Here is a 21,777-nt window from a genome sequence, read left to right as displayed (position 1 = left end):
CGGACGGGATCAGGAGCCGCCCTGCGAACGGCGGAACAGGGTCGCGGTCGGCGCGGCGGCGGTCAGGGTCACCTTCGTCGGCGTGAACAGGAACGACTGCTGGGGCAGGCCGTCCGGACCCAGCAGGAACGCCCGCTCGATCGAGTCGACCTGGACGCGCGCACCGGTGTCGGCACCCGCACCGACGACCCGGGTCGCCTGGATGGACGCGATGTCCTCCGCGACCGTCCCGGGTGGGAGTTCGACGGCCGTGGCGGCCGGCGCGTCCCGTTCGATGGACCAGGCAGGGTAGGTCTTGTTCGATCGGTAGGTCTCGGGGTTGCCGGCGAGCCGCACCCCGACCGACAGCCCGACCCAGGCGTCGGCGGTGTTCGGCGTGCCGACCGTGTTCTTCCGGACGATCAGGTACAGGTAGTTACGCGGGTCGCTGATCCGGGTGCGTGGGTCCGGGACCGGGGCGTCGGCGACCTTGCCCTCCCGGGCGACCTCCTGGGACATCACCCAGTAGGTCCACGGGTTGCGGTCCATCTCCCGCTCAGGGGCCTCGGCGTTCGGGTCGAGGGTGTCCGCGGCTGACAGGGCGAACCGCATCGGGCCGTCGGTGTTCTGGCACATGCTGTTGCTGCGCGTGCAGGTCCCGAGCAGCGGGTGCGTGCTCTCGTACCGGCCGGTGAACGGCTGCGACGTGTGCTCCGGCCCCTGGATCACGGCGCTGCCGGGGATGGCGTTGCCGGTGGCGTCGATCTCTACCTGGTAGGTCCACTCGATGTCGGTGGTCCGCCCCCAGAACGCCATCAGGGCCGGGGTCGGGGTGCCCTCGTCCTCGTTGCTCCACACCATCGAGTAGGTCAGCAGGCGATGACCGGCGATCGCGGTTGGCGCCTCGGAGTGGAAGGCGAGCAGTGGGGTGTCGGTGACGGCGTTCTGGAACGGCCCGCCGGCCATCGGGTCCGCGGCGGCGGCCGGCGCCGTCCGGCCGTAGATCACCGGGGCGTGCGCCAGTGCCTGGTAGCCGTTGTCCTGCGGCGTGACGGTGCGGAAGGTCAGATCGGTCAGGCGCGCCGTGGCGGCGTTGCGGGGCGACCGGTCCGCGGCGAACAGCGTCCGCAGGGTGTGCTTGCCGGCGGCCAGGTGACCCAGCGCGAGGCTGCGCTTGATCGGGAAGGACGTGGGGATCACGAGATCGGTGGCGTAGGCGGTGTCGACGTAGAGCGACAGCACCGCGGACTCGCCGCCCGGGGAGCCCCAGGAGACCCCCGGGGCGGTGGTGGTGACGTCCAGGAGCACCTCGCCGTCGGCCTCGGTGCGGAAGGGGATCGACGAGTCCTGCCCCCGATTGAGGACGATCTCCGCGGGTGGAGCCGGTGCCCTGTCCCCGGAACCGCACGCTGTGAGCCCCACCGCCAGCACGGTGGCGGCCAGGCCGGCGCCGAGCGTCTGACGCAGTCCCCTTGACACCCGCGTTCCCTCCTAGAATCCGGGATCGCAGCCGCGGCCCGTTCCGCGCTCCCCCGATCCCCATACATCCTGACATCCTGCTCTTTACGGCATTGTCGGCGTGCATCGGTCCGGGTTGGGCCACGGATAGCCCGCCGGTCGGCCGTGCGGGTGTCATGACGTACCCGCCACCGCTGGGCCGCGGAAACCCCTAGTGATCTCCATGGCGGATAACGTCGCGACGGAGAGGCCGGTGGGACAGCTGGGGGCGGGCCACCGAGGCGGCCGCGCGTCGGCCGGCCTCCGGGGCGGAGGAACGATCGGGAGTCGGCGTGCGCAAGTTCGTCATCATGGGCGTGCAGGGCAGCGGCAAGGGAACCCAGGCGACGATGATGGCCCGGGACTTCGACCTGGTCCACATCAGCGTCGGCGACGTCTTCCGCTGGAACGTGCAGAACCACACCAAACTCGGTGCCCAGGTCAAACGCATCGTGGCGGCCGGTCACCTGGTCGGGGACGACCTCGTCGAGTCGGTGGTGCGCTCCCGGCTGGCCGAGCACGACTGGAACTACGGGTTCATCATCGACGGGTTCCCGCGCAACGCCCGGCAGGCCGAGTTCTTCCTGGAGAGCTACGACATCGACGGGGTCATCTACCTCGACCTCCCCGACGACGAGGTCTATCGGCGGGTGCTCGCCCGCCGGTTCTGCTCACGGTGCGGCCTGGACTACAACCTGATCGCCAGTAGGCCGCAGGTGCCGGACACCTGCGACGTGTGCGGAGCGCCGCTGCTGACCCGGGCCGACGACAACCCGCAGGCACTTGCCGTCCGCCTGCGGGAGTACCACGAGAAGACCCGACCGGTCATGGAGATCTTCCAGCGTAAGGAGTTCGTGGCCGTCGTGGACGCCCGGCACCCGCCGCGCGAGGTGCAGGCGGAGATCCGTCGGCATTTCGATCTTCCACAGCTCGATCGCTCGCAGCTTGATTTTCCGCAACGGCCGGTCGTGCCCGGGTGAGCCCGGCCGTGATTCCCCGGGGGGACTACCGCTTGGTGAACACCACGGCGACGCCGTCGGTATTGCCGATCCCCGCGGCCCCGATACTCCCGTTGACGCCGTGCCCGTTGAACTGGATGGCTCTGGCGACCCCCGGAATCCCCACATCCGTTGTGATCTTGTAGCCGGCGCCAGGCAGGGTCTGCCGGTAGAAGGTGGCCACCCGGTCGCTGGACACCCCGCCCAGTGTCACCGTCGACGTCTTCCCGGTGGTCGTACCGACCTTCACGGTGGCCCCGGGCGGCACCGGGAAATCGGGGGGGACATTCGTGCCACGCAGGGCATCCGCGCCGCTGACGGCGTCGATCCTTCCCACCCCCGGCAGCGAGGTCGGCAGCGCGGTGGGCGGCCCGCTCGGCAGCGCGGTGGGCAGCGACGTCGGCAGGGTCGGTGTGCTGACGGAGGGCGGCACGCTGATGTCGTCGGACCCCCCGCAACCGGCGGTCAGCGCGACCATTCCCGCGAGGACCAGCCCCGGAAGCAGCGTCATGGTTCGGCCGGACCGGATCCCTCGGCGTGGTTCGTCGAGGGTGAGGTTCTCCCGCACGGCTGGTCCTCCCGCTCGGTCCGACCGGCGGAACGGGGGTCCCGCGGGCGGACGGTAGATCATCACTGTGGATCTGTCCAGGTGTCTGATTCCCGGATCTTTCGGATCCATGCCGTCGACCTTAGTCGCGGACGGTGCACGCCGCGTGGCGGTGTCGGCTCGGCGTCATTGCCCGCGTGGGATGGCCCGCGTGAGTGGGGGTGGCCCGCGTGGGGATGCGTCGGCGCGTCGCCACCCGGGGGAGCACACCTGAGCTTCACGTTGGGTCGGGGGCCGGGGTCGCGCGTCGGGGCGGTCGAGCGGCGCGCCGGTACCAACAATTACCTTCCGTAGTCACAAGAGGGGGATGGGCCGCATGGGGGTGACGATTACACGGGGTGTTGGTGCCACTGCTTCCAGCTTCCGCCGTTCCGCGGCCGACGGTGGATCCCCTCGTAGGCGGAGCTCCCTTCCTTGCTGCCGGAATTCCGATTCGGTCCGTTCTGTTACCTTTTTTATCACTGTAAGTGAGTATGCTGGTGCGATACGAGTTTCGGTGTGTCCCGTCTCAGTGGGTCGTGATCGGCGCCCGATGCCTGTACGTTCCTTAAGCGTGGCGGTCACCAACAACGCGGTGATCGGTGTGGCCCTGGGCTACATCGAGGCAAATCCGGACGAAGTGGACCTCATGCGGTCCTTGGTCGTGCTGGCTCTGCACGGGCCATCCATCACAGCCCGTAGCACGATGCCGGCCCATGTCACGTGCCGAGCCGCGATCGTGTCCCCGGACTGGCGGGTGCTGGAGATCCTGGAGCCGTCCACCGCGGTCTGGCGGATGCCCGGCGGTCATGTCGATGCCGACGACTCCTCGCTGCTCGGCGCCGCGCTCGGGCTCGCTGCGCGCCGGGCCGGTGTCGAGGCCGACGCGGTGATCCCGGGCGGGATCCTCCCGTTCGACGTGGAGGTCAGAATCGTCGACGCCGCGCCGATCCTCGGTGAACCCGAGCACGTGCACTACGACATGACCTATCTCTTCCACGTCGAGGACCGCAGCCTCGCGGTGCGGGAGAGCGCCACGACGCAGGTTCGGTGGGTGGCGCCCGAGCGGATTTCCGGCCAGCTGGGCGCGAAGCTGACCAGGGCGTCCCAGCAGGCCGGGCTGGTGCGCTGACCGGACCCGTGCGGGCCTGATCCGCTGGGGTGCCGGGCAACCCCGGGCCAGCAGGACGGGTCAGCAGGACGGGCCAGCAGGACGGGTCAGCAGGACGGGTCGGGGAGCCAGGTCTCGGCCCAGAGGGAGAGAGCCGCGACCGTGTCCGCGAGGTCCGCTCCCTTCGCGGTCAGGTGGTACTCGGTCCGCGCGGGCGTGTCCGGGACGACGGTGCGTCTGACCATCCCTTCGGCTTCGAGTTCCCTCAGCCGTACGGAACAGAGCCGGTCGGACAGGTTGGGCACCGCCGTCGTGATCTCGGAGAACCGGGTTGCGCCGGCCAGCATCGCGCGTACGATGGCCCCGGTCCAGCGCCGCCCGATGGTCTCGACGGCATGGTGGTAGCGCGGGCAGAACGAGGACAGCTCCACCCTGATCAGCCTATGCTTGCCCGCCATTAGCCGGCCCGATCCGGTGATAGCGGCTTACCTTTCGTCAGCTCATGACGTCGTGGGGCGAGGAGCCCGGTTCGCGGCCGCCCCCGGCCCGATGCGCCGTCTGGTGCTCCGGTCAGCCGCTGAAGCGGGCAACCGCGCGCATCTTGTTCATTGCGTCCAGGGCCGCGACCTTGTAGGACTCGGCGAGCGTCGGATAGTTGAAGACGCTGTCGACAAGGTAGTCGATGGTGCCACCGCAGCCCATCACGGTCTGTCCGATGTGGACGAGTTCGGTGGCTCCCGTACCGAAGACGTGCACCCCGAGAAGGCGCCGGTCGTCCGGGCTGACCAGTAGCTTCAGCATCCCGTACGAGTCACCGAGGATGGCTCCGCGGGCCAGCTCCCGGTACCGGGCGATGCCCACCTCGAACGGGATGGCCTGCTCGGTCAGTTCGTCCTCGGTGCTGCCAACATAGGAGATCTCCGGGATCGTGTAGATCCCGATCGGCATCAGCTCGGCCCGCATGGCGTTGACGTCCTCGCCGCAGGCGGCGTACGCCGCAAGGCGTCCCTGTTCCATCGACGTCGCCGCGAGAGCGGGGAATCCGATCACGTCGCCGACCGCGTAGATGTGATCGACCTCTGTGCGGAAGTCCGAGCCGACCTTGATCCGGCCGCGGTTGTCCGCGGAGAGGCCGGCCGCCGGAAGATTGAGGATGTCGGTGAGCCCCTGCCGCCCGGCCGAATACATCACCGTGTCCGCCGGGAGCTTCTTCCCGCTCTCGAGCAGGGTGAGGGTACCGCCGTTGTGGCGTTCCACGGAGACGACCGACTCGCGGAAACGGAAGGTCACCGCAAGATCGCGGAGCTGATACTTCAACGCCTCGACGATTTCGAGGTCGCAGAAGTCGAGCATCCGGTCACGGCGCTCGACGACGGTCACCTTCGTGCCGAGCGCGGCGAACATCGAGGCGTATTCGATACCGATCACACCGGCGCCGACGACGACCATCGACCGGGGCAGTTTCTCCAGGGCCAGGATCTGGTCGCTGTCGACGACGGTCCGTCCGTCGAAGTCGACCGTGTCCGGCCGCGCCGGGCGGGTTCCCGTGGCGATGATGATTCTTTCCGCCTGGATCCGGCGGTCCTCGGTGTCCTCGCCGCCCGCCCGCACGTTCACGGTGTGCGGATCGACGAAGCTGGCCAGGCCCGTCAGCAGGGTGACGTGGTTACGGCTGAGCTGGTTGCGAATCACGTCGATCTCGCGGCTGATGACATGTCTGGTCCGCGCCGAGAGGTCACCGACGGTGATGTCATCCTTTACCCGGTAGCTCGACCCATACAGCTCACGCTGTGACATGCCGGTCAGATAAAGGACCGCTTCTCGCAGCGTCTTGGACGGGATCGTGCCAGTGTTGATGCTGACACCACCGATCATTTCCCGCTTGTCGACGATCGCGACCCGTCGGCCGAGCTTGGCCGCTGCGATCGCGGCCTTCTGCCCGCCCGGCCCGGATCCGATGACGAGGACGTCGTAGTCGAACATCGTCACATCCCCCGCAATCTATCGGTCTCCGGTGAACCCGAGGCTATCCGGCCGGACGGGTCGGATCGGCATGTTGGCCGTGCTTGTTACGTCCATTTCTTCTGGGAAATTTCTCGGGAGTCGCTTTACCTGCGGGTTATCACTTGAGGTAGGTGTCGCGAACCCGTCCGTGATGGCCGAGGCGTGCCGCCACGTCCGCCATATGTGCCGGTGTGGTTCCGGCTGAGAGCTTTTCGAGTCCAGCTGGTGGGAACCCGTCGAGGAGTCGCGACGCCAGGCCGCCGGGCCCCGCCGCCGGGCCCCGCCGCCGGGCCGTCGTGCCGGGCCGTCGTGCCGGCAGGTGAAATTGGGGCACCCGCCACCCGTAACCAACCCGCCGCCGACCCGTTAAACCTCTAGCGGGGGTCGTGGAGGCTGTCTGGGGGGTCTTCCACGGCCCCCGCCGCGCCGTCGGGCGCCGCTGTCGGGTTGCGCCGTCGGGACGGAACACCTCCGTGGGTCACGGAGGTGCCCGGGAGACGCGACGGTCGGGAGCGGCCGCCCGACGAGCTTCGGCTACGGGTGGGTCATCGACAGCACGTCGAGCGCGGCGTCGAGCTGTGCCTCGGTGAGTTGGCCCGCCGCAACGTAACCGCGCTCGAGAACGACCTCGCGAATGGTCTTCTCCTCGGCGAGCGAGATCTTGGCGACCTTCGCGGCCTCCTCGTAGCCGATGTACTTGTTCAGCGGCGTCACGATGGAGGGGGAGGACTCGGCGTAGCGGCGGCAGCGTTCGACGTCGGCGACGATGCCGTCGATGCAACGGTCGGCGAACAGCCGGCTGATCGTCGACAGGATGTGGATCGACTCCAGCAGGTTACGTGCGATCACCGGCAGCATGACATTGAGCTCGAAGTTCCCGGCTGATCCGCCGAACGCGACCGCCGCGTCGTTGCCGACGACCTGGGCGACGACCTGACAGACCGCCTCGGGAAGGACCGGATTGACCTTGCCGGGCATGATCGAGGATCCGGGCTGGAGGTCGGGCAGCCGGATCTCGCCGAGCCCGGCTCGCGGGCCGGACGAGGCCCAGCGCAGGTCGTTAGCGATCTTGTAGAGCGAGAGGGCGATCACCCGCAGCACGCCGGACGCCTCGACGAGGCCGTCCCGGGAGGCCTGCGCCTCGAAGTGGTTGCGTGCCTCGGTCAGGGGAAGACCGGTGCTGGCGGACAGTTCCTCAATCACCGCGGCGGAGAAGCCGGGCGGGGTGTTGATGCCGGTCCCGACGGCTGTCCCACCGAGCGGCAGCTCTCCGATCCGGGGCAGTGCCACCTGCAGGCGCTCGACGCCGAGCCGGACCGCGGCGGCGTACCCGCCGAACTCCTGGCCGAGCGTCACGGGGGTCGCGTCCATCAGATGGGTCCGGCCGGACTTCACGACGTCGGCGAACTCGGTCTCCTTGCGACCGAGCGCGGTGGCAAGGTGCTCCAGGGCCGGGATCAGGTCCCCGACGATGCCCTGGGTGGCGGCGATGTGGATCGATGAGGGAAAGACGTCGTTCGAGGACTGCGAGGCGTTGACGTGGTCGTTCGGGTGAACCGGGCGGCCGAGGCGCTCGGAGGCGAGCGAGGCCAGCACCTCGTTGGTGTTCATGTTGGACGAGGTGCCGCTGCCGGTCTGGAAGACGTCCAAGGGGAACTGGTCGTCCCAGTCACCACGGGCCACCTCCGTGGCCGCGTCGACGATCGCCTCGGCGATGTCCGCGTCGAGCACGTCCAGCTTGGCGTTCACCGTCGCGGCAGCGGCCTTGATCCGGGCGAGCGCCGCGATGTGCGCGCGGGAGATCCGCTGGCCGGAGACGGGAAAGTTCTCCACCGCCCGCTGTGTCTGGGCCCGCCACCGGGCCGTGACCGGTACCCGGACGTCACCCATGCTGTCGTGCTCGATGCGGTATTCCTGCTCGCTCATGCGCCCGTTCTCCCGATGCTCGTCGCCCGTGCCCTGTACCGCACGTGCCCTGTACCGCACGTGCCCTGTACCGCATACTGGGGCCGCGTCCCGGCGAGATGCCGCCTGGACGCGGCCCCAGGGCCGACCTTAGGACATGTCGGGACCCCTGCTATAGGGGGCCGTTCGGGGTCTCCGTCACCTTGCCTTCGGCGAGGTTCCTGAGGGGAACGTCGGGGCTTCGGCGCAATGCGGGGAAGGGTGGCTCCGACGAGTCTGGTGTGAGGGGCGGTCCGGGCTCAGCCGGCGGCGCGCTCGCGGGTACGCATCTCCCGGCGAAGCTCCGGCGGCAACGCGAAGAGAAGGTGCTCGTCCGCGGACGTGACCTCCTCCACATCGGTGAAGCCCCGCTCGGCGAGCCAGGCCATCACGCCGGTGACGAGTTCCTCCGGCACCGATGCGCCACTGGTGACCCCGACGGTCTCGACACCATCGAACCAGCTCAGGTCCACCTCGGTGGAGTCGTCCACGAGGTAGGCGGCCGGGGCGCCGGCGTCGAGCGCGACCTCGACCAACCGGACCGAGTTCGAGGAGTTCCGCGAGCCGACGACGATGACCAGGTCGACCGCGCCGGCGATCTCCTTGACGGCGACCTGGCGGTTCTGCGTGGCGTAGCAGATGTCGTCGCTCGGTGGACCCTGCAGATGCGGGAAGCGCTCGCGCAGCGCGTCAACCGTCGTCATCGTCTCGTCGACGGACAGTGTGGTCTGGGAGAGGAAAGCCACCCGCTCCGGATCGCGGACCTTCACCCCGGCGGCGTCCTCGGGCCCGTCCACGAGGTGGATGCGGTCCGGAGCCTGCCCGGTGGTGCCGACGACCTCCTCGTGGCCCTCGTGGCCGATGAGGAGGATGTCGTAGTCCTCACGGGCGAACCGCCTGGCTTCAGAATGCACCTTGGTGACCAGAGGGCACGTGGCGTCGATTGTGCGGAGCTCGCGCACCGCCGCCTCTTCGTGCACCGTTGGTGCCACTCCGTGGGCTGAAAACACGACGGTGGCGCCGTGCGGCACCTCGTCGGTTTCGTCCACGAAGATCGCGCCCTTGGCCTCCAGCGTCTTCACGACATGAAGGTTGTGAACGATTTGTTTGCGTACGTAGACCGGTGAACCGTACAGCTCTAGTGCTTTCTCCACGGTCACGACGGCTCGATCGACACCAGCGCAGTAGCCGCGCGGTTTGGCAAGAAGGACCCGGCCCATGGGTGGGAGTCTACGCGGCGGCGGGCGGCCGGGAAGTCGGCTAGGCGATGCATCACCCGATGGCGACATCGTCCGGTCCGGCCGTGGGGAGGGCCGCCGACCGTTGTGGGGTGAGGCTGTGGGGTGAGGCTGTGGGGCGTGGTTGTGGGGCGTGGTTGTGGGGCGTGGTTGTGGGCGAGGTTACGGTGCCCGGGTGGCACTGACATCGTCCCCGGAACAGCCGCTGCCGGTCCGCAGCGTGTCGCGCGCGCTGGGAGACTGGATCAACCGGCTGGGGCGGGTGTGGGTCGAGGGGCAGGTGACCGGGATCGTTCGCCGTCCCGGGATGGGAACGGTCTTCCTCACCCTGCGGGACCCGGTCGCCGACGTGTCCCTGCGGGTCACCTGCCCGCGCGCGGTGTGCGACGCGGTGGGGCCGGCGCTCGTCGACGGGGCCCGCGTCGTGGTGTGGGGCAAGCCGTCGTTCCACCCCGGCCGAGGCACGCTGGCCCTTGCGGTTGTTGAGATTCGCCCGCTCGGCGCCGGTGCGCTGCTGGCCCGGCTCGAACAGCTCAAGGCCACGCTGGCGGCCGAGGGGCTGTTCGCCGCGTCCCGTAAGCGGCGTCCTCCGTTCCTCCCGGCGGCCGTCGGTCTGATCACCGGGCGGGCCAGCGCGGCGGAGCGGGACGTGGTCGAGAACGCGCGCCGTCGCTGGCCGGCGGTGCGCATCGTGTTACGAGAGGTGGCCGTCCAGGGGCCTCTCGCGGTCGCCCAGGTCATCGACGCGCTGCGGGAACTCGACGCGCGCGCCGAGGTGGAAGTGATCGTCATCGCTCGTGGCGGCGGGTCGCTGGAGGATCTGCTGCCCTTCTCCGACGAGGCGCTGCTGCGGGCTGTCGTGGCCGCGTGTACCCCGGTGGTGTCGGCAATCGGACACGAGCAGGACACCCCTTTGCTCGATTTCGTCGCCGACGTCCGCGCCTCCACGCCGACGGACGCGGCGAAGAGGGTGGTGCCGGACGTCGGTGAGCAGGCGATCGCGGTCGCCCAGCTGCGGGCCCGGGCCCGGCGGGTCGTCGAGCACCGACTCGACCGGGAGGAACGTTGGCTGGCGGACACCCGGGGACGCCCCGTGCTCGCAACGCCCACGCGCGACGTGGACCGCAGAGCGGACGACGTGTCGGCGCTCCTCGCCCGTTCGCGCCGCTGCGTCCGCCACGTGATAGATGTGACCGGGAACGATCTGGCCGCCACCCGCGCCCGGATGCGCGCGCTGTCGCCGGCGGCGACCCTCGACCGCGGGTACGCCGTGGTGCAGCGCACCGTGGATGGTGCGGTTGTGCGCGGACCTGCCGAGGTTGCGGCCGGGGACGGGCTCGCCATCCGGGTGGCGGGCGGAACGCTGCGCGCGACGGTCGTGGACGGCTGAGCAGGCCCGGCGGCCCGGTCGGCTGGAGGGGCCGCTCGCTCAGGAGATCAGGAGATCAGGAGACGTCCAGGAGATCAGGAGACGCTCAGGAGAGTGGAGTCGCCGCGGCCAGTCGAGCGCGGGCGCCGTCGAGCAGTGCCTGACAGGTCTTGGCGAGCCCCTCGCCCCGTTCCCAGAGGATCAGTGACTCCTCCAAACTCACCCCGCCGGCCTCCAGCCGGCGGACGACCTCCTCGAGTTCGGCCCGCGCGACCTCGTAGGTGACCGGTGGGGCCGGGACGCCCGGCGGGAGGACATCGGCGGAGCCCGATGTGTGACCGGTAGGGCCGTCGTTGAATGCTTCGGGCATGGCCACCTCCGTGCCGCCTCCACAACCCTCTATCTTCCACAATCCTCTATAACGATGTCCGCTCAATCCGTGACCGCGCGGTTTCGGGTCGGTCCCGACCCGGCATCCACCGTTGGGCGACCCGGCGGCTAGGAGGCGCCGGCGTGGCGATTTCCCCTCCGCCTGACCAACATGATATCCAACAAGGAACAATCATGGCTGAACCCGGCCGGTCCGGTGGAGATCCATAGTACAAGGTCACTGCATGGCGTTTCAGGCCGGTCGCGGTCCGAGACGGACCAGACCGGCCTGGCACACCGGCCGTTACCCGTAGGACATCCAGTCCGGAGGTAGCAATGCCCGCGCTACGCCCGACGCCTCGTCGCAGACCTCTCGGCGACCTCGCCCGAGAGCACGCTCCGCCTTCGGTTGCCGCCGTGGGCGCCGTGCCGAGGGGTGGGATGATCGGGACGCGGGTTGGCGGCGCCCACCTCGGATGGCGGATGCCGGCGACGGGCCCGCTGCTACGTCGGGCGGCCGGGCTGGTCATCGGCATGGCGATTCTCATCCCCGCCGCCACCGCTCTGGAGGGTGGGGGCCAGCCACCGGCCGCAACGGCCGTCGCGCCCGCACGGCCTCCCGTCATCGCGGCCGCCGTCCAGCGCTGACCGGGTTCGCGCTGACCGGGCGGCTTGCATCGACCGGGCCCGTACCGGCGGCCCGATCAGTTCGTGGCGGCGGGAACGACCGGTCGCAGTGACGCGGCGAGGGTGACCAGATCGGCCTGATTCGCCCCGCCTTTGCCGCCTCCGTCATCCACGATCACGGTGACGTCGCCGTCGGTTCGGGTGAGCGCGAGATGCCCATCGCCGTCCCGGCGCTGCTGCCAGGCGACGCCTTCCACATCGACCGTGCCGTTGGCCGGTCGGTTCCCCAGGATCCGCTGGACCGCGGTGGGAGCGTTGCTCTCGACGAAGCGGGCGAACGTCCGATGGTCGGGCCGATCGACGACGTAGCCGATCGTCGCCTCGGCGGGACCACCATCGCCACCACCGGTGGGCAGCGTCAGGCGGATGGAGGTCGGCTTCCAGGAGGAGGGCAGGCCAGCCGGCCCGAGCGGGGAGTAGGGCGCCTGGCGGGCGAACGCCGCCATCGGCTCACTCGTCGCGACGACCTTGACCGCGGGCTCGTCGCCTCCGCGGGGCATGACGAAGACGACGAAGAGCAGGACACCCGCCATGACCACGGCGAGAGAGAGCGCCATGTCTCTGATCGTTTCCTGACCGCGTCGTCGTGCCACGTCCCCATCTTCCAGGTCCGAACCCCCGAATGGGCACCCGGACCACGTCTGGGCGGCTCGCGGGGGTGGTGGTGTGTTCAGACTCTCGCCCGGCTGGAGGGCCTTATCGGGGAGTGCGGGGCGAGAAACCGGCCAGATCGGGGCCTGCCGGGCAGCCGTCACGCCCCCTCCGCGTGACGGCTGCCCGATGCTCCGTTGGACGCGCGCACCGGGTTGAAGGTTGCGTGCCTCTTCGGCGGATTCGAGATGTCGTGTCGACGACAGGCCGGATTTGCCGGACGGCCGCGGGCGCACCTTCGCGGCGGGATAGGGTCATGGAGGTATATTCGGCGTCACTCCGGGCCTAGTTCGGGCGCCGACGGGGCTCCCGAACTAGGCTCGGGGCCGTGTCTTCCACTGCTGAATCCTCCGCCTCCAGGCCTTCCGACGCCTCGTCCGTGCCCGACACGCTGGCCGTGCAAGGGCAGGCTCCGGATCGCAACCTCGCGCTCGAACTCGTCCGGGTAACCGAGGCAGCCGCGCTCGCCGCGGCGCGCTGGGTCGGCCGTGGCGACAAGAACGGCGCGGACGGGGCCGCCGTCGACGCGATGCGTCGACTGGTCGGCACCGTCTCGATGCGCGGGGTCGTCGTGATCGGCGAGGGGGAGAAGGACGAGGCCCCCATGCTGTTCAACGGCGAGGTGGTCGGTTCGGGCGAGGGCCCCGAATGCGACGTCGCCGTGGATCCCGTGGACGGTACGACGCTGACCTCCAAGGGGATGAATAACGCCATCTCGGTCATGGCGGTCAGCGAGCGTGGCTCGATGTACGACGCGAGCGCGTGTTTCTACATGGAGAAGCTGGTCACCGGCCCGGAGGCGGCCGGGGTGGTGGATATCGCGGCCTCGGTGGAGGACAACATCCGCGCCGTGGCGAAGGCCAAGGAGATCCTCCCGCGGGACGTCACCGTGGTGGTCTTGGACCGGCCCCGGCACAGCCAACTGGTCGAGCAGATCAGGGCGGCCGGCGCCCGGGTTAAGCTGATCTCCGACGGCGACGTCGCCGGAGCGGTGATGGCTGCCTCGGCGGACACCGGCGTGGACCTGCTGCTGGGGATCGGCGGCACTCCCGAGGGGATCATCACGGCCTGCGCCGTGACCTGCCTGGGTGGAGTGATCCAGGGCCGGCTGTGGCCGCGGGACGACGCGGAGTATCGCAAGGTTGCCGACCTCGGGGGCGACCCGGCCCGGGTACTGTCCACCCGGGACCTCGTCGACAGTGACAACGTCTTCTTCGTGGCGACCGGCATCACGGACGGCGAACTGCTCGCCGGGGTGCGGTACCGGCCGGGCGGGGCAAACACGTCCTCGCTGGTGATGCGGTCACGCTCGGGCACCATCCGCCGGGTGGACAGCCAGCATCAGCTCACCAAGCTGCAGGCGTACTCCACCGTTCCGTTCTGAGCCGCCGCTGTCCCGTTCTGAGCCGCCGCTGTCCCGGTCGCAGCTTCGATCCAAGTCGCCGGTCCGGTCGGAGTTCCGTACAGTTTCCATGCTGTTCCTGGTCCGTTCCGACTCCGATCTGGTCGGGAGGTGGTCGCATGGTGCACTACCCGCGACCGTCCGTCCCCGCGAGGGTGTTCGCGCGCCTCGACCCCCCGGGACCGCACGGCAGCGCCGCGGAGGTCCGGACGCTGGTGGGTGCGGCACACAGGTTCCTGCGCCATCCACGGCCCCCCGTTCTGCTTGGTTGCGTGGGGGCGCTTGCCGTCCTGCGGGTGGTCCGAGGCCCGTGGCGGATCCGGGACACCGGCGTCGCGGTGGCCGCCGTGGCGGCGCAGCCCTTCGTCGAGTGGAGTGTGCACCGGATACTGCTCCACGCCCGGCCGGGCGGTCGGCTGGGATCGATCGGTTACCAACTTGCCGGATACGGGCACGAGCAGCATCATCGCGATCCGACCAACCTCGACACGATGTTCCTGCGCCCCCGCGAGGTGATCAGCGGAACCGTCGCCGTCGCGGCGCCTGCGTTGCTCGGGCCGCCATGGGCGGCGACCGGCGCGCTCTGCCTCGGGATGGGTGCGCTCGTCTACGACTGGACGCATTTCCTCATCCATACCCGGGTCCCCCCGCGCACGGCCTACTACCGGCGGCTGTGGCGAGGGCATCGTCTGCACCACTACCGCAACGAGCGGTACTGGCTCGGGGTGACCAGTCCGCTCGGTGATCTGGCCCTGCGCACCGATCCGCCGCGGGACGCCGTGGCACTCTCGCCGACCGCCCGCGGGCGGGGTACCACCGCAGCCAGCCGTCCTGCCGCCACCCCGTCTGCTCAGTTTGTTCGGACTGCTCAGTTTGTTCGGACTGCTCAGTGCTCCGGCAGGGCCGGTGATGGCCAGCTGAGGTCGGGGGATGCGAGGCCGCCCGGGTCCCCGGTGCCGGTCACCGGGCCAGGATCGGGCTGACCGAGCCTGGGGGTGAAAAGACCAGGCGGGCGGGCCGCGCGCCGAAGCCGATGGGTGTGGGTCCGTGGCACCGTGGGAGGCGGCGCGGGCCGCCCGACGCCTTCCAACCACGCGCGAAGCCGGCTGTCGGGTGTGTTCGCCTCGACGGTCAACCGGGCGAGGGCGAAGCGGTCGTCGGCGGGATGCGAGAGGACGTCGCGTACCGCGCAGGCCGAACTGTAGCCGGCCGAGATCACAAGCTGGCGTACGGACAGGTCGTATCCGCCGAGGGGGTAGGCGAACGTGCGAGGTTCGTCCCCGGTCGCCACGGCCAGCCGGCGACGCGACAGCGTCAGTTCGGCGATCACGTCGGTCCGCGCCAGTTCGTCCAGCCGCCGTCCGGTGTGACCGGACCCGCCGATTTCTATCCCGAGACCCCGTATTCGATGCAGGTCGGTCCGGTTGAAATAGCCCGGATCACCGACCCGTGAACTGGTCACGAATACCGTCGCCGTCAGACCCGTCTCGGCCAGTCGGCGGAGAGCCTTCAAGGTTTCCACGCCGCCGTCGTCGAAGGTGATGATGACCGGGTTGGCCGGCGCGGTGGCCGCGCGCAGGGACGCGGCATATTTCGACACGGTGAGCGCCTGCCGGCCGGAGGCGGCGATGAGGGCGCAGTGCCGCATGAAGGTCGTGAAGGGGATTAGCCGACGTCGCGGGCCGCGTGGCGGCTGCGTGTCGAGAGACCGGTAGCGCAACATCGGGATCATCGGCGTTCGTCCCGCTGAGCAGGGACTGGCGGTCACCGGGGCCCGACCGGCTCACCAACGGACGGGACGTGCTCGCCGGAGAAAGCGTGAGACGTGCACGACAAGCGGGCCTCCCTACGTCCGCCGCCTCCGGGGATGCGGCACCCGATATGCCAGTGGAAGTGCACCTGAACGGTGGGTGCGTGATGCGGCATGGAATCTAGCACGAGCTGTGGCAATAGGTTCCGTCGCGTTGCCGGTGTTTGTCGTCGGCCGTTCCATCTACATGCCTTTTATTGTTTTTATTGATGGCATGGATTTGCTTGTGGGGTGGTTGTGGCGGTACGGCCGACCTGGCGTGGGGAAGCGGCGTGGGGAAGCGGCGGTCCGGGCTACAGCGGCCGGCGTCGGCGCTCGGCGGACGACTGCGCGAGGGAACGTTGCCGCTCGCGGCGCGCCACTTGGGCGCGGCGACCCCGGAAGAGCGCGATGACGACTACCAGGATGAAGGCCGTCAGCAGGATCGGAGCGTGAAGGATCATCTCCGAGCCGACATCGATGGCCTTGTTGCGCAGGCCGGAGCCGCCGTTCCCGGCCGCGGGGTTCAGGTAGCCGACGCCGAGGGTGATGAGCGCGTAGGCGAGCGGCGGCATGATCACCACGCCGATGAGGTCATCCGCATGCACGCGGACCGCGGCGAGGACGCACGAGCCGATGAACAGCACGCCGAAGGCGAACTTCAGGGAACCGAAGATCGCGGAGTCCGCGATGGCACCGAGCCCACCGATGACGAGGACGAGGATGCCGGTGCCGAGCGCGGTGAGGCCCCGGCGGCTGCCCGTGAACAGCGTGGGTGGCGGCCCACTCGCCCGACCGCGCGAGCTGCGAGCGTACAGATCATCATGCCCGCGAGCGCGTGCGGATCTGCCCGGCGGTCCGGCCGACTGCCGGTGAGGCGGCACACTCACGAAGGCAAGGTACCGCCCGCAGATTTCCAATGCGTCAGGGCGATGCACCAGACATGCGCATCGGCTCTCGCATTTGAGCTTTCGGTGTCGATCTCACTGCTTTCCGTTGCTTAATCCTCCTTATGCTGGTCGTTCGCGTCCCATCTGGCCGGATCTGCGCCGTCAGGGGTCTGGTACCCGACATCGATTCCGGGGTCCTCCATGGCGCCACCCCGCCCGGTCGTCGCGCCCTCCCCGGTGCTCCTCAGGAGCTCGGCGGCGGACAGCGGCCGCACGCCGGTCTCTACCGGAACCGGACTGGGGAGCCCCGCCTCGACGACTTCCATGGCCGCGAGCCGGCGGGCGGGGGTCAGCACCCGGCTTTCCAACGAGCCGACGGTGGCGTTGAAGTCCCCCACCGCCCGGCCGAGCGAGCGACCGAGGCGATCGACGTGTTCGCCCAGGGTGCCGAGGCGGGTGTAGAGGTCGCGACCCAGCTCGAAGATCTCCTTCGTCCGTGCGGTCAGCGCATCCTGAGTCCAAGCGTGGGCGATGGTCCGCAGCATAGCGATCAGCGTGGTTGGGGTGGCGATGATGACCTTCTTGCCTGCGGCGTGTTCGAGCAGGCCGGGATCGTGATCGAGGGCAGGGGCCAGGAACGCCTCGGCGGGGACGAAGAGCACCACGAACTCCGGGGATGACGGCAGCCGCCGCCAGTAGGACTTGGCGCCGAGGCCGTCGACATGCGCACGCAGATGGCGGGCATGGGCGGCCATCCGGCGCGCGCGATGCTCCTCGTCCGTCGTGTCGGCGGCCTCCAGGAACGCGCTGAGCGGAACCTTCGCGTCGACGACCACGTTGCGGCCACCGGCAAGGTGGACGACCATGTCGGGCCGTTGCGGGCCGTCGTCGCCCTGGATCGTCATCTGCTCGGTGAAGTCGCAGCGGTTGAGCATGCCGGCCACCTCCGCCACCCGGCGCAGCTGCATCTCGCCCCAGGCACCGCGGGCCTGGGGCCGGCGCAGCACGGTCACGAGCGCGGCGGTCTGCGACCGGAGGTTCTCCGACGCCTCGCGGGCGAACCGCACCTGCTCGACGAGTGCCGCGTAGGCCTCAGTGCGCGCGGTCTCCAGCTCCCGCAGCCGGTCCTCCATCCGCCCGAGAGCCTCCCGCAGCGGCGTCACCATGCTCTCGACCGCCGAACGACGGGCGTCGAGGTCGCCGCGGGCGCGGGCGCCGGCCTCGTCCAGCCGGGCGGAGGCCAGCTCTACCAGCTGACGGCTCGCGCCCTCCAGAGCCTGCGCGGACAGCGCTCGGAAGCTCTCGGCAAGCCGGTCCTGGCTCTGCTCGACCAGCGCCACCCGCTCGCCCGCCGCTCGCTGCTCGTACTCCAGCGCGGTGCGCAGGCTGGACACGTCCGACTCGGCCAGCATCGCACGCTCGGCAGCGGCGGCGGCGGTCTCCCGGGCCTGGTCGCGCTCCCGCACGGCGGTGGCGTGCGCAGCCGTGAGCGCGGCAACCCGCGGCTCGGCGAAGCGGCGCGCGGCGGCGAATCCGCCCATGGCGCCGAGAGCCAGCCCGATCAGGGCCAGCAGCGCGCTGGTCGTGTCCACGGGAGAGAGGCAATCACGGCCCTCCGACAGTTTCGCGCGGTTTCGCGGTGAGACGGTCCCCGGCCGGGAAGCTGCCCGGCCGGGCCCTTCCCGGCGAGCGGCCGTGGGGCCTAGTAGCCGTGGGGCCTGTAGCCGTGGGGCCTGTAGCCGTGAGGTCCGTAGCCGTGAGGTCCGTAGACTGACCGGCCATGGGCTTGTCGATCGGGATCGTCGGGCTGCCCAACGTCGGCAAGTCCACGTTGTTCAACGCCCTGACGCGCAATGAGGTGCTGGCCGCGAACTACCCGTTCGCGACGATCGAGCCGAACGTGGGCGTGGTCGGGGTGCCCGATCCGCGTCTCGGCGAGCTCGCGAAGCTCTACGACAGCGCCCGGACGGTGCCGGCCACGGTCAGCTTCGTGGACATCGCCGGTCTGGTCCGAGGCGCGTCCGAGGGGCAGGGCCTGGGTAACCGCTTCCTCGCGAACATCCGCGAGTCCGACGCGGTCTGCCAGGTCGTCCGGGTGTTCTCCGACCCCGACGTGGTGCACGTCGAGGGCAGGGTCGACCCGGCCGACGACATCGAGACGATCAACACCGAGCTGATCCTCGCCGATCTGCAGACCGTTGACGCGCGCCTGCCGAAGCTGGAGAAGGAGGCCCGTGCCGACAAGGCGAAGCAGCCGTTGCTGGCCGCGGTGAAGGCCGCGCGCGAGGTGCTTGACGCCGGCCGCACGCTGTCCTCGGAACCGAAGATCGATCGCGACGCCCTGCGGGAGCTTTTCCTGCTCACCGCCAAGCCCTTCCTCTACGTCTTCAACGTCGACGAGGACGTCCTCGCCGATCCCGGTCGGCGCAAGGAACTTGTCGGCTCCGTCGCGCCCGCGGACGCGATCGTGCTGTGCGCCAAGGTCGAGGCCGAACTGGCCGAGCTCGACGAGGCCGACGCCGCGGAGCTGCTGGCCTCGCTCGGCCAGGAGGAGAGCGGCCTTGCCCAGCTGGCCCGGATCGGTTTCCACACCCTGGGGCTCCAGACGTTCCTGACGGCAGGCCCGAAGGAGGCCCGGGCCTGGACCATCAGAGCCGGGGCGACCGCGCCGGAGGCCGCCGGGGCCATCCACACCGACTTCCAGCGCGGCTTCATCAAGGCCGAGATCGTCTCGTACGACGCCCTGATCGCGGCCGGTTCGATGGCCGCCGCCCGCGCGGCCGGCAAGGTGCGCATGGAGGGCAAGGACTACGTGATGGCCGACGGCGACGTCGTGGAGTTCCGCTTCAACGTCTGATCAGGGGCCGTTCCCGTGTGATGAGAAGCACCTACCGCGTGGCGACATGCCTGTTGAGACCGCGGCCGTTCAACCAGATCACGCGAAGCACGGTGATAATGATCTATCTATCTTCAATGGTATAGACGATGAGTCTCCAACCGTCACCGAAGGTTGCTATCCACTGATCGTCACGTTTTAGGCAGTCATCAGACCGTGCGTGACGGGTGCGGATGGCCGGGTGGGTACCAGATTTCGGCGATCACGGTCGGATCGCCGGCGGCAATGCGGCGTCGGTCCTCGTCGATGCCCGCCTGGATCTCCGGGTTGGCGCAAAGCACGGCCTGAGGCCACCAGCGGTCAATGACCCGGTGCAGCGGCGCCAGGTCAAGGGCGTCGTCGGCCTCGACAGCCGCCGCGTGGAACTCGGCTTCGAACTCGGCACGATGGTCAGGCCTGAGCGCGGCCCGGACCGCCGGACCGGTGCGCTCAACCCGGTTGCGTACCCCGTACGAGGGGATCGTGACATCCGCACTCATGAGATTGATTCTCGCCCGGCGCAGCCTCCCGACCGCTATGGCCGGACCGCGAAGGAATACGAGTCCGGAAGTAGCTTTGGGATCAACGTCCGCCTCTACAGCGAGGCTGTGGCCGCGGCCTGAAGATCTCCGGCGGCCGTGGTCACCGCGCTAAACGAGCTGCCGGGTGCCCCGGGTGGCCGCGGCGACGATCGCCTCGGCCGGTCCTCGCGCCCCGCTCGCCCGCCAGGCGGTGGCGACGGTCAGGGCTACGGCCGCCTGGAGCAGAAAGGACGGCGTCGGATCCGCGGGGAGGAAGGAGGCGGACATCACGATCACGTGGGTGCAGTAGAGGGTCAGCGTCATCGATCCGACGGCGACGAGCGGGATCAGCATCAGGGGCGGCAGCAGCCGGCTCAGGAGCAGGACGAACCCGAGCAGGGCGACCGCGGCCGCGCCGGTGTGCAGCAGATCGACGGGCGTGGACGAGTGCGGGGTGTCGACGGCCAGCCACCACCAGGTGTTCGTCGGGGTGCTGCCGTACAGCCCGGCGTCGAGGATGGACCGCACCGGCAGCGGCCCGACTCCCGCGACCTCGACGGGATCGACGGATTCGAGTGCGGCCATGCCCGCGGCGTGCCGGAGCAGGGCCCAGGAGACCAGCGACGCCGCCGCGGCGATCGTGCCACCCCCCGCGAGCAGGGCGGCGGCGACCCGCGTGGACCGTAGATCCAGCCGGCCGACCGCGAGTCCCACGCAGAGATACCCGAGCCAGGCAAGCGCCGGATAGAAGCCGGTGAAGCCCATCTCCAGAGTCAGGTTCACCGGGTGGGTGAACGCCCGGCCGAAGGTCGGGTCGGCAAGGGTCGGGGGCGGCAGATGGTCCCGGCTGAGGAGGCCCGCGGCCGGGACGACCGCGAACGCCAGCACCGTGACGACGACCAGCGCTGCGACCGGAGCCCGCAGCAGCGGCACGGCCAGGATGAACATCAGCGCGTAGTAACAGAGGATCACCGCGATGCCGGAGTGGGTGTAGCCGAGGGCGAGGCCGATCGTCCCGATGCAGACCGCTCGTGCCACGGTCGACGCGCGCGCCTGTGGCGCCGGCAGCCGGCCGGTCGACAGCGCCAGCGCCACCCCGGCGAGTACCGCGAAGGCCGCCGAGGCCCGGCCGGCGGCGAGCAGATGCGCGGGGGTCACCGCCCCGTCATCCCCGACCGCGGGATAGATGTGCGTCGCGACCATGCCGATCAGGGCGAGGCCCCGCGCCGCGTCGACTCCGCGTAGGCGGCTTTCCCCGGCGGCCTGCGGGTGACGGGGCTGAAGCATCGCGGGCACGCCCTTCAGACTGGTCTTCGGGCGGAGGTGGGTTTCGTCCGGCCCGCCGGGAGCGTTCCCGGGCCGACACGGGCACCGCGACCGTGGCTCGGCAGTCAACGACCGATGAGTGGCGAGGAGAGGAGGATGGCGTGATCTGCCATCTGGTGGGCCGGTCCGAGTGGGCGGCCGGGGCTGACGGGTACCGCCCGGCGAGCCTGGCATCCGAGGGGTTCATCCATTTCTCCGCCCCGGAGCAGGCCGTGGCAACCGCGAACCGGTACTACGCCGGGCGTGCGGACCTGCTGCTGGTCGTCGTCAACCCGGAGCGGCTGAGCGCGGAGCTGCGCTGGGAGCCGCCGGCGCCCGTGACGCCCGCCGGCCAGGCGCCCGCTGGGGGCACGCCCGCGCCAGGGGAGCTCTTCCCGCATCTCTACGGGACGATCGACACCGCAGCGGTGACGATCGTCGTACCGTTCCCGCCTGATCCGGATGGTGTCTTCCGGGTGCTGCCCAGTCTCTGGTGATCTCCACATCTGTTCGGTACGAGACGTCTGTTCGGTACGAGACGTCTGTTCGGTACGAGACATCT

The 21,777-nt window shown here is 69.8% G+C and carries 21 protein-coding genes; 8 read left to right on the top strand and 13 right to left on the bottom strand.

Annotated features, from left to right (window positions below):
* Window positions 1-9: 9 nt before the first annotated feature.
* A complete protein-coding gene (locus FRANCCI3_RS19630) occupies window positions 10-1,458 on the bottom strand; it encodes a hypothetical protein (RefSeq protein WP_011438262.1) in 1,449 nt (482 codons plus the stop codon).
* A 311-nt stretch (window positions 1,459-1,769) separates the two neighbouring features.
* Between FRANCCI3_RS19630 and FRANCCI3_RS19625 the strand changes: the two genes are divergently transcribed.
* Entirely contained in the window at window positions 1,770-2,456 is a 687-nt protein-coding gene (locus tag FRANCCI3_RS19625; RefSeq protein ID WP_011438261.1) for an adenylate kinase family protein, read from the top strand.
* Window positions 2,457-2,481: 25 nt separating this feature from the next.
* Here FRANCCI3_RS19625 and FRANCCI3_RS19620 read toward each other — a convergent pair whose 3' ends face one another.
* Window positions 2,482-3,042, bottom strand: a complete 561-nt coding sequence (locus FRANCCI3_RS19620; RefSeq protein ID WP_035958074.1) for a hypothetical protein — start codon at window positions 3,040-3,042, stop codon at window positions 2,482-2,484.
* A 571-nt stretch (window positions 3,043-3,613) separates the two neighbouring features.
* Between FRANCCI3_RS19620 and FRANCCI3_RS19615 the strand changes: the two genes are divergently transcribed.
* Complete coding sequence (locus tag FRANCCI3_RS19615) at window positions 3,614-4,192, top strand: NUDIX hydrolase (protein ID WP_011438259.1); 579 nt, start codon at window positions 3,614-3,616, stop codon at window positions 4,190-4,192.
* 86 nt (window positions 4,193-4,278) lie between these two features.
* On the opposite strand, the gene FRANCCI3_RS19610 is transcribed toward FRANCCI3_RS19615, so the two are convergent.
* From FRANCCI3_RS19610 to FRANCCI3_RS19595, 4 genes are all read right to left on the bottom strand, one after another.
* A complete protein-coding gene (locus tag FRANCCI3_RS19610; RefSeq protein ID WP_236701422.1) occupies window positions 4,279-4,602 on the bottom strand; it encodes a winged helix-turn-helix transcriptional regulator in 324 nt (107 codons plus the stop codon).
* 139 nt (window positions 4,603-4,741) lie between these two features.
* Window positions 4,742-6,154: a Si-specific NAD(P)(+) transhydrogenase gene (sthA, locus tag FRANCCI3_RS19605; protein ID WP_011438257.1), complete on the bottom strand. Its 1,413-nt coding sequence runs from the start codon at window positions 6,152-6,154 to the stop codon at window positions 4,742-4,744.
* 555 nt (window positions 6,155-6,709) lie between these two features.
* Window positions 6,710-8,101 (bottom strand): class II fumarate hydratase, encoded by a 1,392-nt coding sequence (locus tag FRANCCI3_RS19600; protein WP_011438256.1) that lies wholly within the window; start codon window positions 8,099-8,101, stop codon window positions 6,710-6,712.
* Between the two features lie 278 nt (window positions 8,102-8,379).
* Window positions 8,380-9,339, bottom strand: a complete 960-nt coding sequence (locus tag FRANCCI3_RS19595; RefSeq protein ID WP_035729888.1) for a 4-hydroxy-3-methylbut-2-enyl diphosphate reductase — start codon at window positions 9,337-9,339, stop codon at window positions 8,380-8,382.
* A 193-nt stretch (window positions 9,340-9,532) separates the two neighbouring features.
* Between FRANCCI3_RS19595 and xseA the strand changes: the two genes are divergently transcribed.
* On the top strand, window positions 9,533-10,747 hold the full coding sequence (gene xseA, locus FRANCCI3_RS19590) for an exodeoxyribonuclease VII large subunit (RefSeq protein ID WP_035940986.1): 1,215 nt from the start codon (window positions 9,533-9,535) through the stop codon (window positions 10,745-10,747).
* 85 nt (window positions 10,748-10,832) lie between these two features.
* Here the strand turns inward: xseA and FRANCCI3_RS19585 are convergent, their stop codons facing one another.
* Complete coding sequence (locus FRANCCI3_RS19585) at window positions 10,833-11,102, bottom strand: exodeoxyribonuclease VII small subunit (protein ID WP_011438253.1); 270 nt, start codon at window positions 11,100-11,102, stop codon at window positions 10,833-10,835.
* A 434-nt stretch (window positions 11,103-11,536) separates the two neighbouring features.
* Here FRANCCI3_RS19585 and FRANCCI3_RS23675 point away from each other — a divergent pair, with 434 nt between their 5' ends.
* Window positions 11,537-11,743, top strand: a complete 207-nt coding sequence (locus FRANCCI3_RS23675) for a hypothetical protein (RefSeq protein WP_049760991.1) — start codon at window positions 11,537-11,539, stop codon at window positions 11,741-11,743.
* A 56-nt stretch (window positions 11,744-11,799) separates the two neighbouring features.
* Here FRANCCI3_RS23675 and FRANCCI3_RS19575 read toward each other — a convergent pair whose 3' ends face one another.
* Window positions 11,800-12,375 carry a DUF4245 domain-containing protein gene (locus tag FRANCCI3_RS19575; protein WP_076804920.1) on the bottom strand — a complete coding sequence of 192 codons (576 nt, stop codon included), beginning with the start codon at window positions 12,373-12,375 and terminating at the stop codon, window positions 11,800-11,802.
* Between the two features lie 386 nt (window positions 12,376-12,761).
* Here FRANCCI3_RS19575 and glpX point away from each other — a divergent pair, with 386 nt between their 5' ends.
* Complete coding sequence (gene glpX, locus FRANCCI3_RS19570; protein ID WP_011438250.1) at window positions 12,762-13,817, top strand: class II fructose-bisphosphatase; 1,056 nt, start codon at window positions 12,762-12,764, stop codon at window positions 13,815-13,817.
* Window positions 13,818-13,954: 137 nt separating this feature from the next.
* The gene (locus tag FRANCCI3_RS19565; protein ID WP_011438249.1) at window positions 13,955-14,818 is read left to right on the top strand and encodes a sterol desaturase family protein; all 864 of its coding nucleotides are present in this window, start codon (window positions 13,955-13,957) and stop codon (window positions 14,816-14,818) included.
* On the opposite strand, the gene FRANCCI3_RS19560 is transcribed toward FRANCCI3_RS19565, so the two are convergent.
* The 3 genes from FRANCCI3_RS19560 to rmuC form a co-directional block, all read right to left on the bottom strand.
* Window positions 14,722-15,567, bottom strand: a complete 846-nt coding sequence (locus FRANCCI3_RS19560; RefSeq protein WP_011438248.1) for a polysaccharide deacetylase family protein — start codon at window positions 15,565-15,567, stop codon at window positions 14,722-14,724. The two genes, FRANCCI3_RS19565 and FRANCCI3_RS19560, sit on opposite strands and share 97 nt — an antisense overlap.
* Window positions 15,568-15,938: 371 nt before the next feature.
* Window positions 15,939-16,508 carry a DUF6542 domain-containing protein gene (locus FRANCCI3_RS19555; protein ID WP_369808124.1) on the bottom strand — a complete coding sequence of 190 codons (570 nt, stop codon included), beginning with the start codon at window positions 16,506-16,508 and terminating at the stop codon, window positions 15,939-15,941.
* A 116-nt stretch (window positions 16,509-16,624) separates the two neighbouring features.
* Window positions 16,625-18,106, bottom strand: coding sequence for a DNA recombination protein RmuC (rmuC, locus tag FRANCCI3_RS19550; RefSeq protein ID WP_011438246.1), 1,482 nt, complete (start codon window positions 18,104-18,106; stop codon window positions 16,625-16,627).
* A gap of 188 nt (window positions 18,107-18,294) precedes the next feature.
* Between rmuC and ychF the strand changes: the two genes are divergently transcribed.
* Window positions 18,295-19,371, top strand: a complete 1,077-nt coding sequence (gene ychF / locus FRANCCI3_RS19545; RefSeq protein ID WP_011438245.1) for a redox-regulated ATPase YchF — start codon at window positions 18,295-18,297, stop codon at window positions 19,369-19,371.
* 188 nt (window positions 19,372-19,559) lie between these two features.
* Here ychF and FRANCCI3_RS19540 read toward each other — a convergent pair whose 3' ends face one another.
* Both FRANCCI3_RS19540 and FRANCCI3_RS19535 read right to left on the bottom strand, forming a co-directional pair.
* Window positions 19,560-19,889 (bottom strand): DUF6247 family protein, encoded by a 330-nt coding sequence (locus FRANCCI3_RS19540; protein WP_011438244.1) that lies wholly within the window; start codon window positions 19,887-19,889, stop codon window positions 19,560-19,562.
* A gap of 150 nt (window positions 19,890-20,039) precedes the next feature.
* A complete protein-coding gene (locus FRANCCI3_RS19535; RefSeq protein ID WP_011438243.1) occupies window positions 20,040-21,197 on the bottom strand; it encodes a heparan-alpha-glucosaminide N-acetyltransferase domain-containing protein in 1,158 nt (385 codons plus the stop codon).
* A gap of 140 nt (window positions 21,198-21,337) precedes the next feature.
* On the opposite strand from FRANCCI3_RS19535, the gene FRANCCI3_RS19530 reads away from it, so the two are divergent.
* Entirely contained in the window at window positions 21,338-21,712 is a 375-nt protein-coding gene (locus FRANCCI3_RS19530) for a DUF952 domain-containing protein (protein WP_011438242.1), read from the top strand.
* Window positions 21,713-21,777: the final 65 nt, after the last annotated feature.

The sequence above is a fragment of the Frankia casuarinae genome, from assembly GCF_000013345.1.
Classification (GTDB): Bacteria; Actinomycetota; Actinomycetes; order Frankiales; family Frankiaceae; genus Frankia; species Frankia casuarinae.
Note: the sequence above shows the minus strand (reverse complement) of the source record. Positions and strands in the feature narration are given on the sequence as shown.

Bases quoted from the DNA above. Each gene is read 5' to 3' on its own strand.
- ychF (WP_011438245.1), top strand. From the start codon at position 18,295: ATGGGCTTGTCGATCGGGATCGTCGGGCTGCCCAACGTCGGCAAGTCC.
- FRANCCI3_RS19560 (WP_011438248.1), bottom strand. From the start codon at position 15,567: ATGATCCCGATGTTGCGCTACCGGTCTCTCGACACGCAGCCGCCACGC.
- sthA (WP_011438257.1), bottom strand. From the start codon at position 6,154: ATGTTCGACTACGACGTCCTCGTCATCGGATCCGGGCCGGGCGGGCAG.
- FRANCCI3_RS19540 (WP_011438244.1), bottom strand. From the start codon at position 19,889: ATGAGTGCGGATGTCACGATCCCCTCGTACGGGGTACGCAACCGGGTT.
- FRANCCI3_RS19595 (WP_035729888.1), bottom strand. From the start codon at position 9,339: ATGGGCCGGGTCCTTCTTGCCAAACCGCGCGGCTACTGCGCTGGTGTC.
- FRANCCI3_RS19600 (WP_011438256.1), bottom strand. From the start codon at position 8,101: ATGAGCGAGCAGGAATACCGCATCGAGCACGACAGCATGGGTGACGTC.
- FRANCCI3_RS19615 (WP_011438259.1), top strand. From the start codon at position 3,614: ATGCCTGTACGTTCCTTAAGCGTGGCGGTCACCAACAACGCGGTGATC.
- FRANCCI3_RS23675 (WP_049760991.1), top strand. From the start codon at position 11,537: ATGATCGGGACGCGGGTTGGCGGCGCCCACCTCGGATGGCGGATGCCG.
- FRANCCI3_RS19535 (WP_011438243.1), bottom strand. From the start codon at position 21,197: ATGCTTCAGCCCCGTCACCCGCAGGCCGCCGGGGAAAGCCGCCTACGC.
- FRANCCI3_RS19565 (WP_011438249.1), top strand. From the start codon at position 13,955: ATGGTGCACTACCCGCGACCGTCCGTCCCCGCGAGGGTGTTCGCGCGC.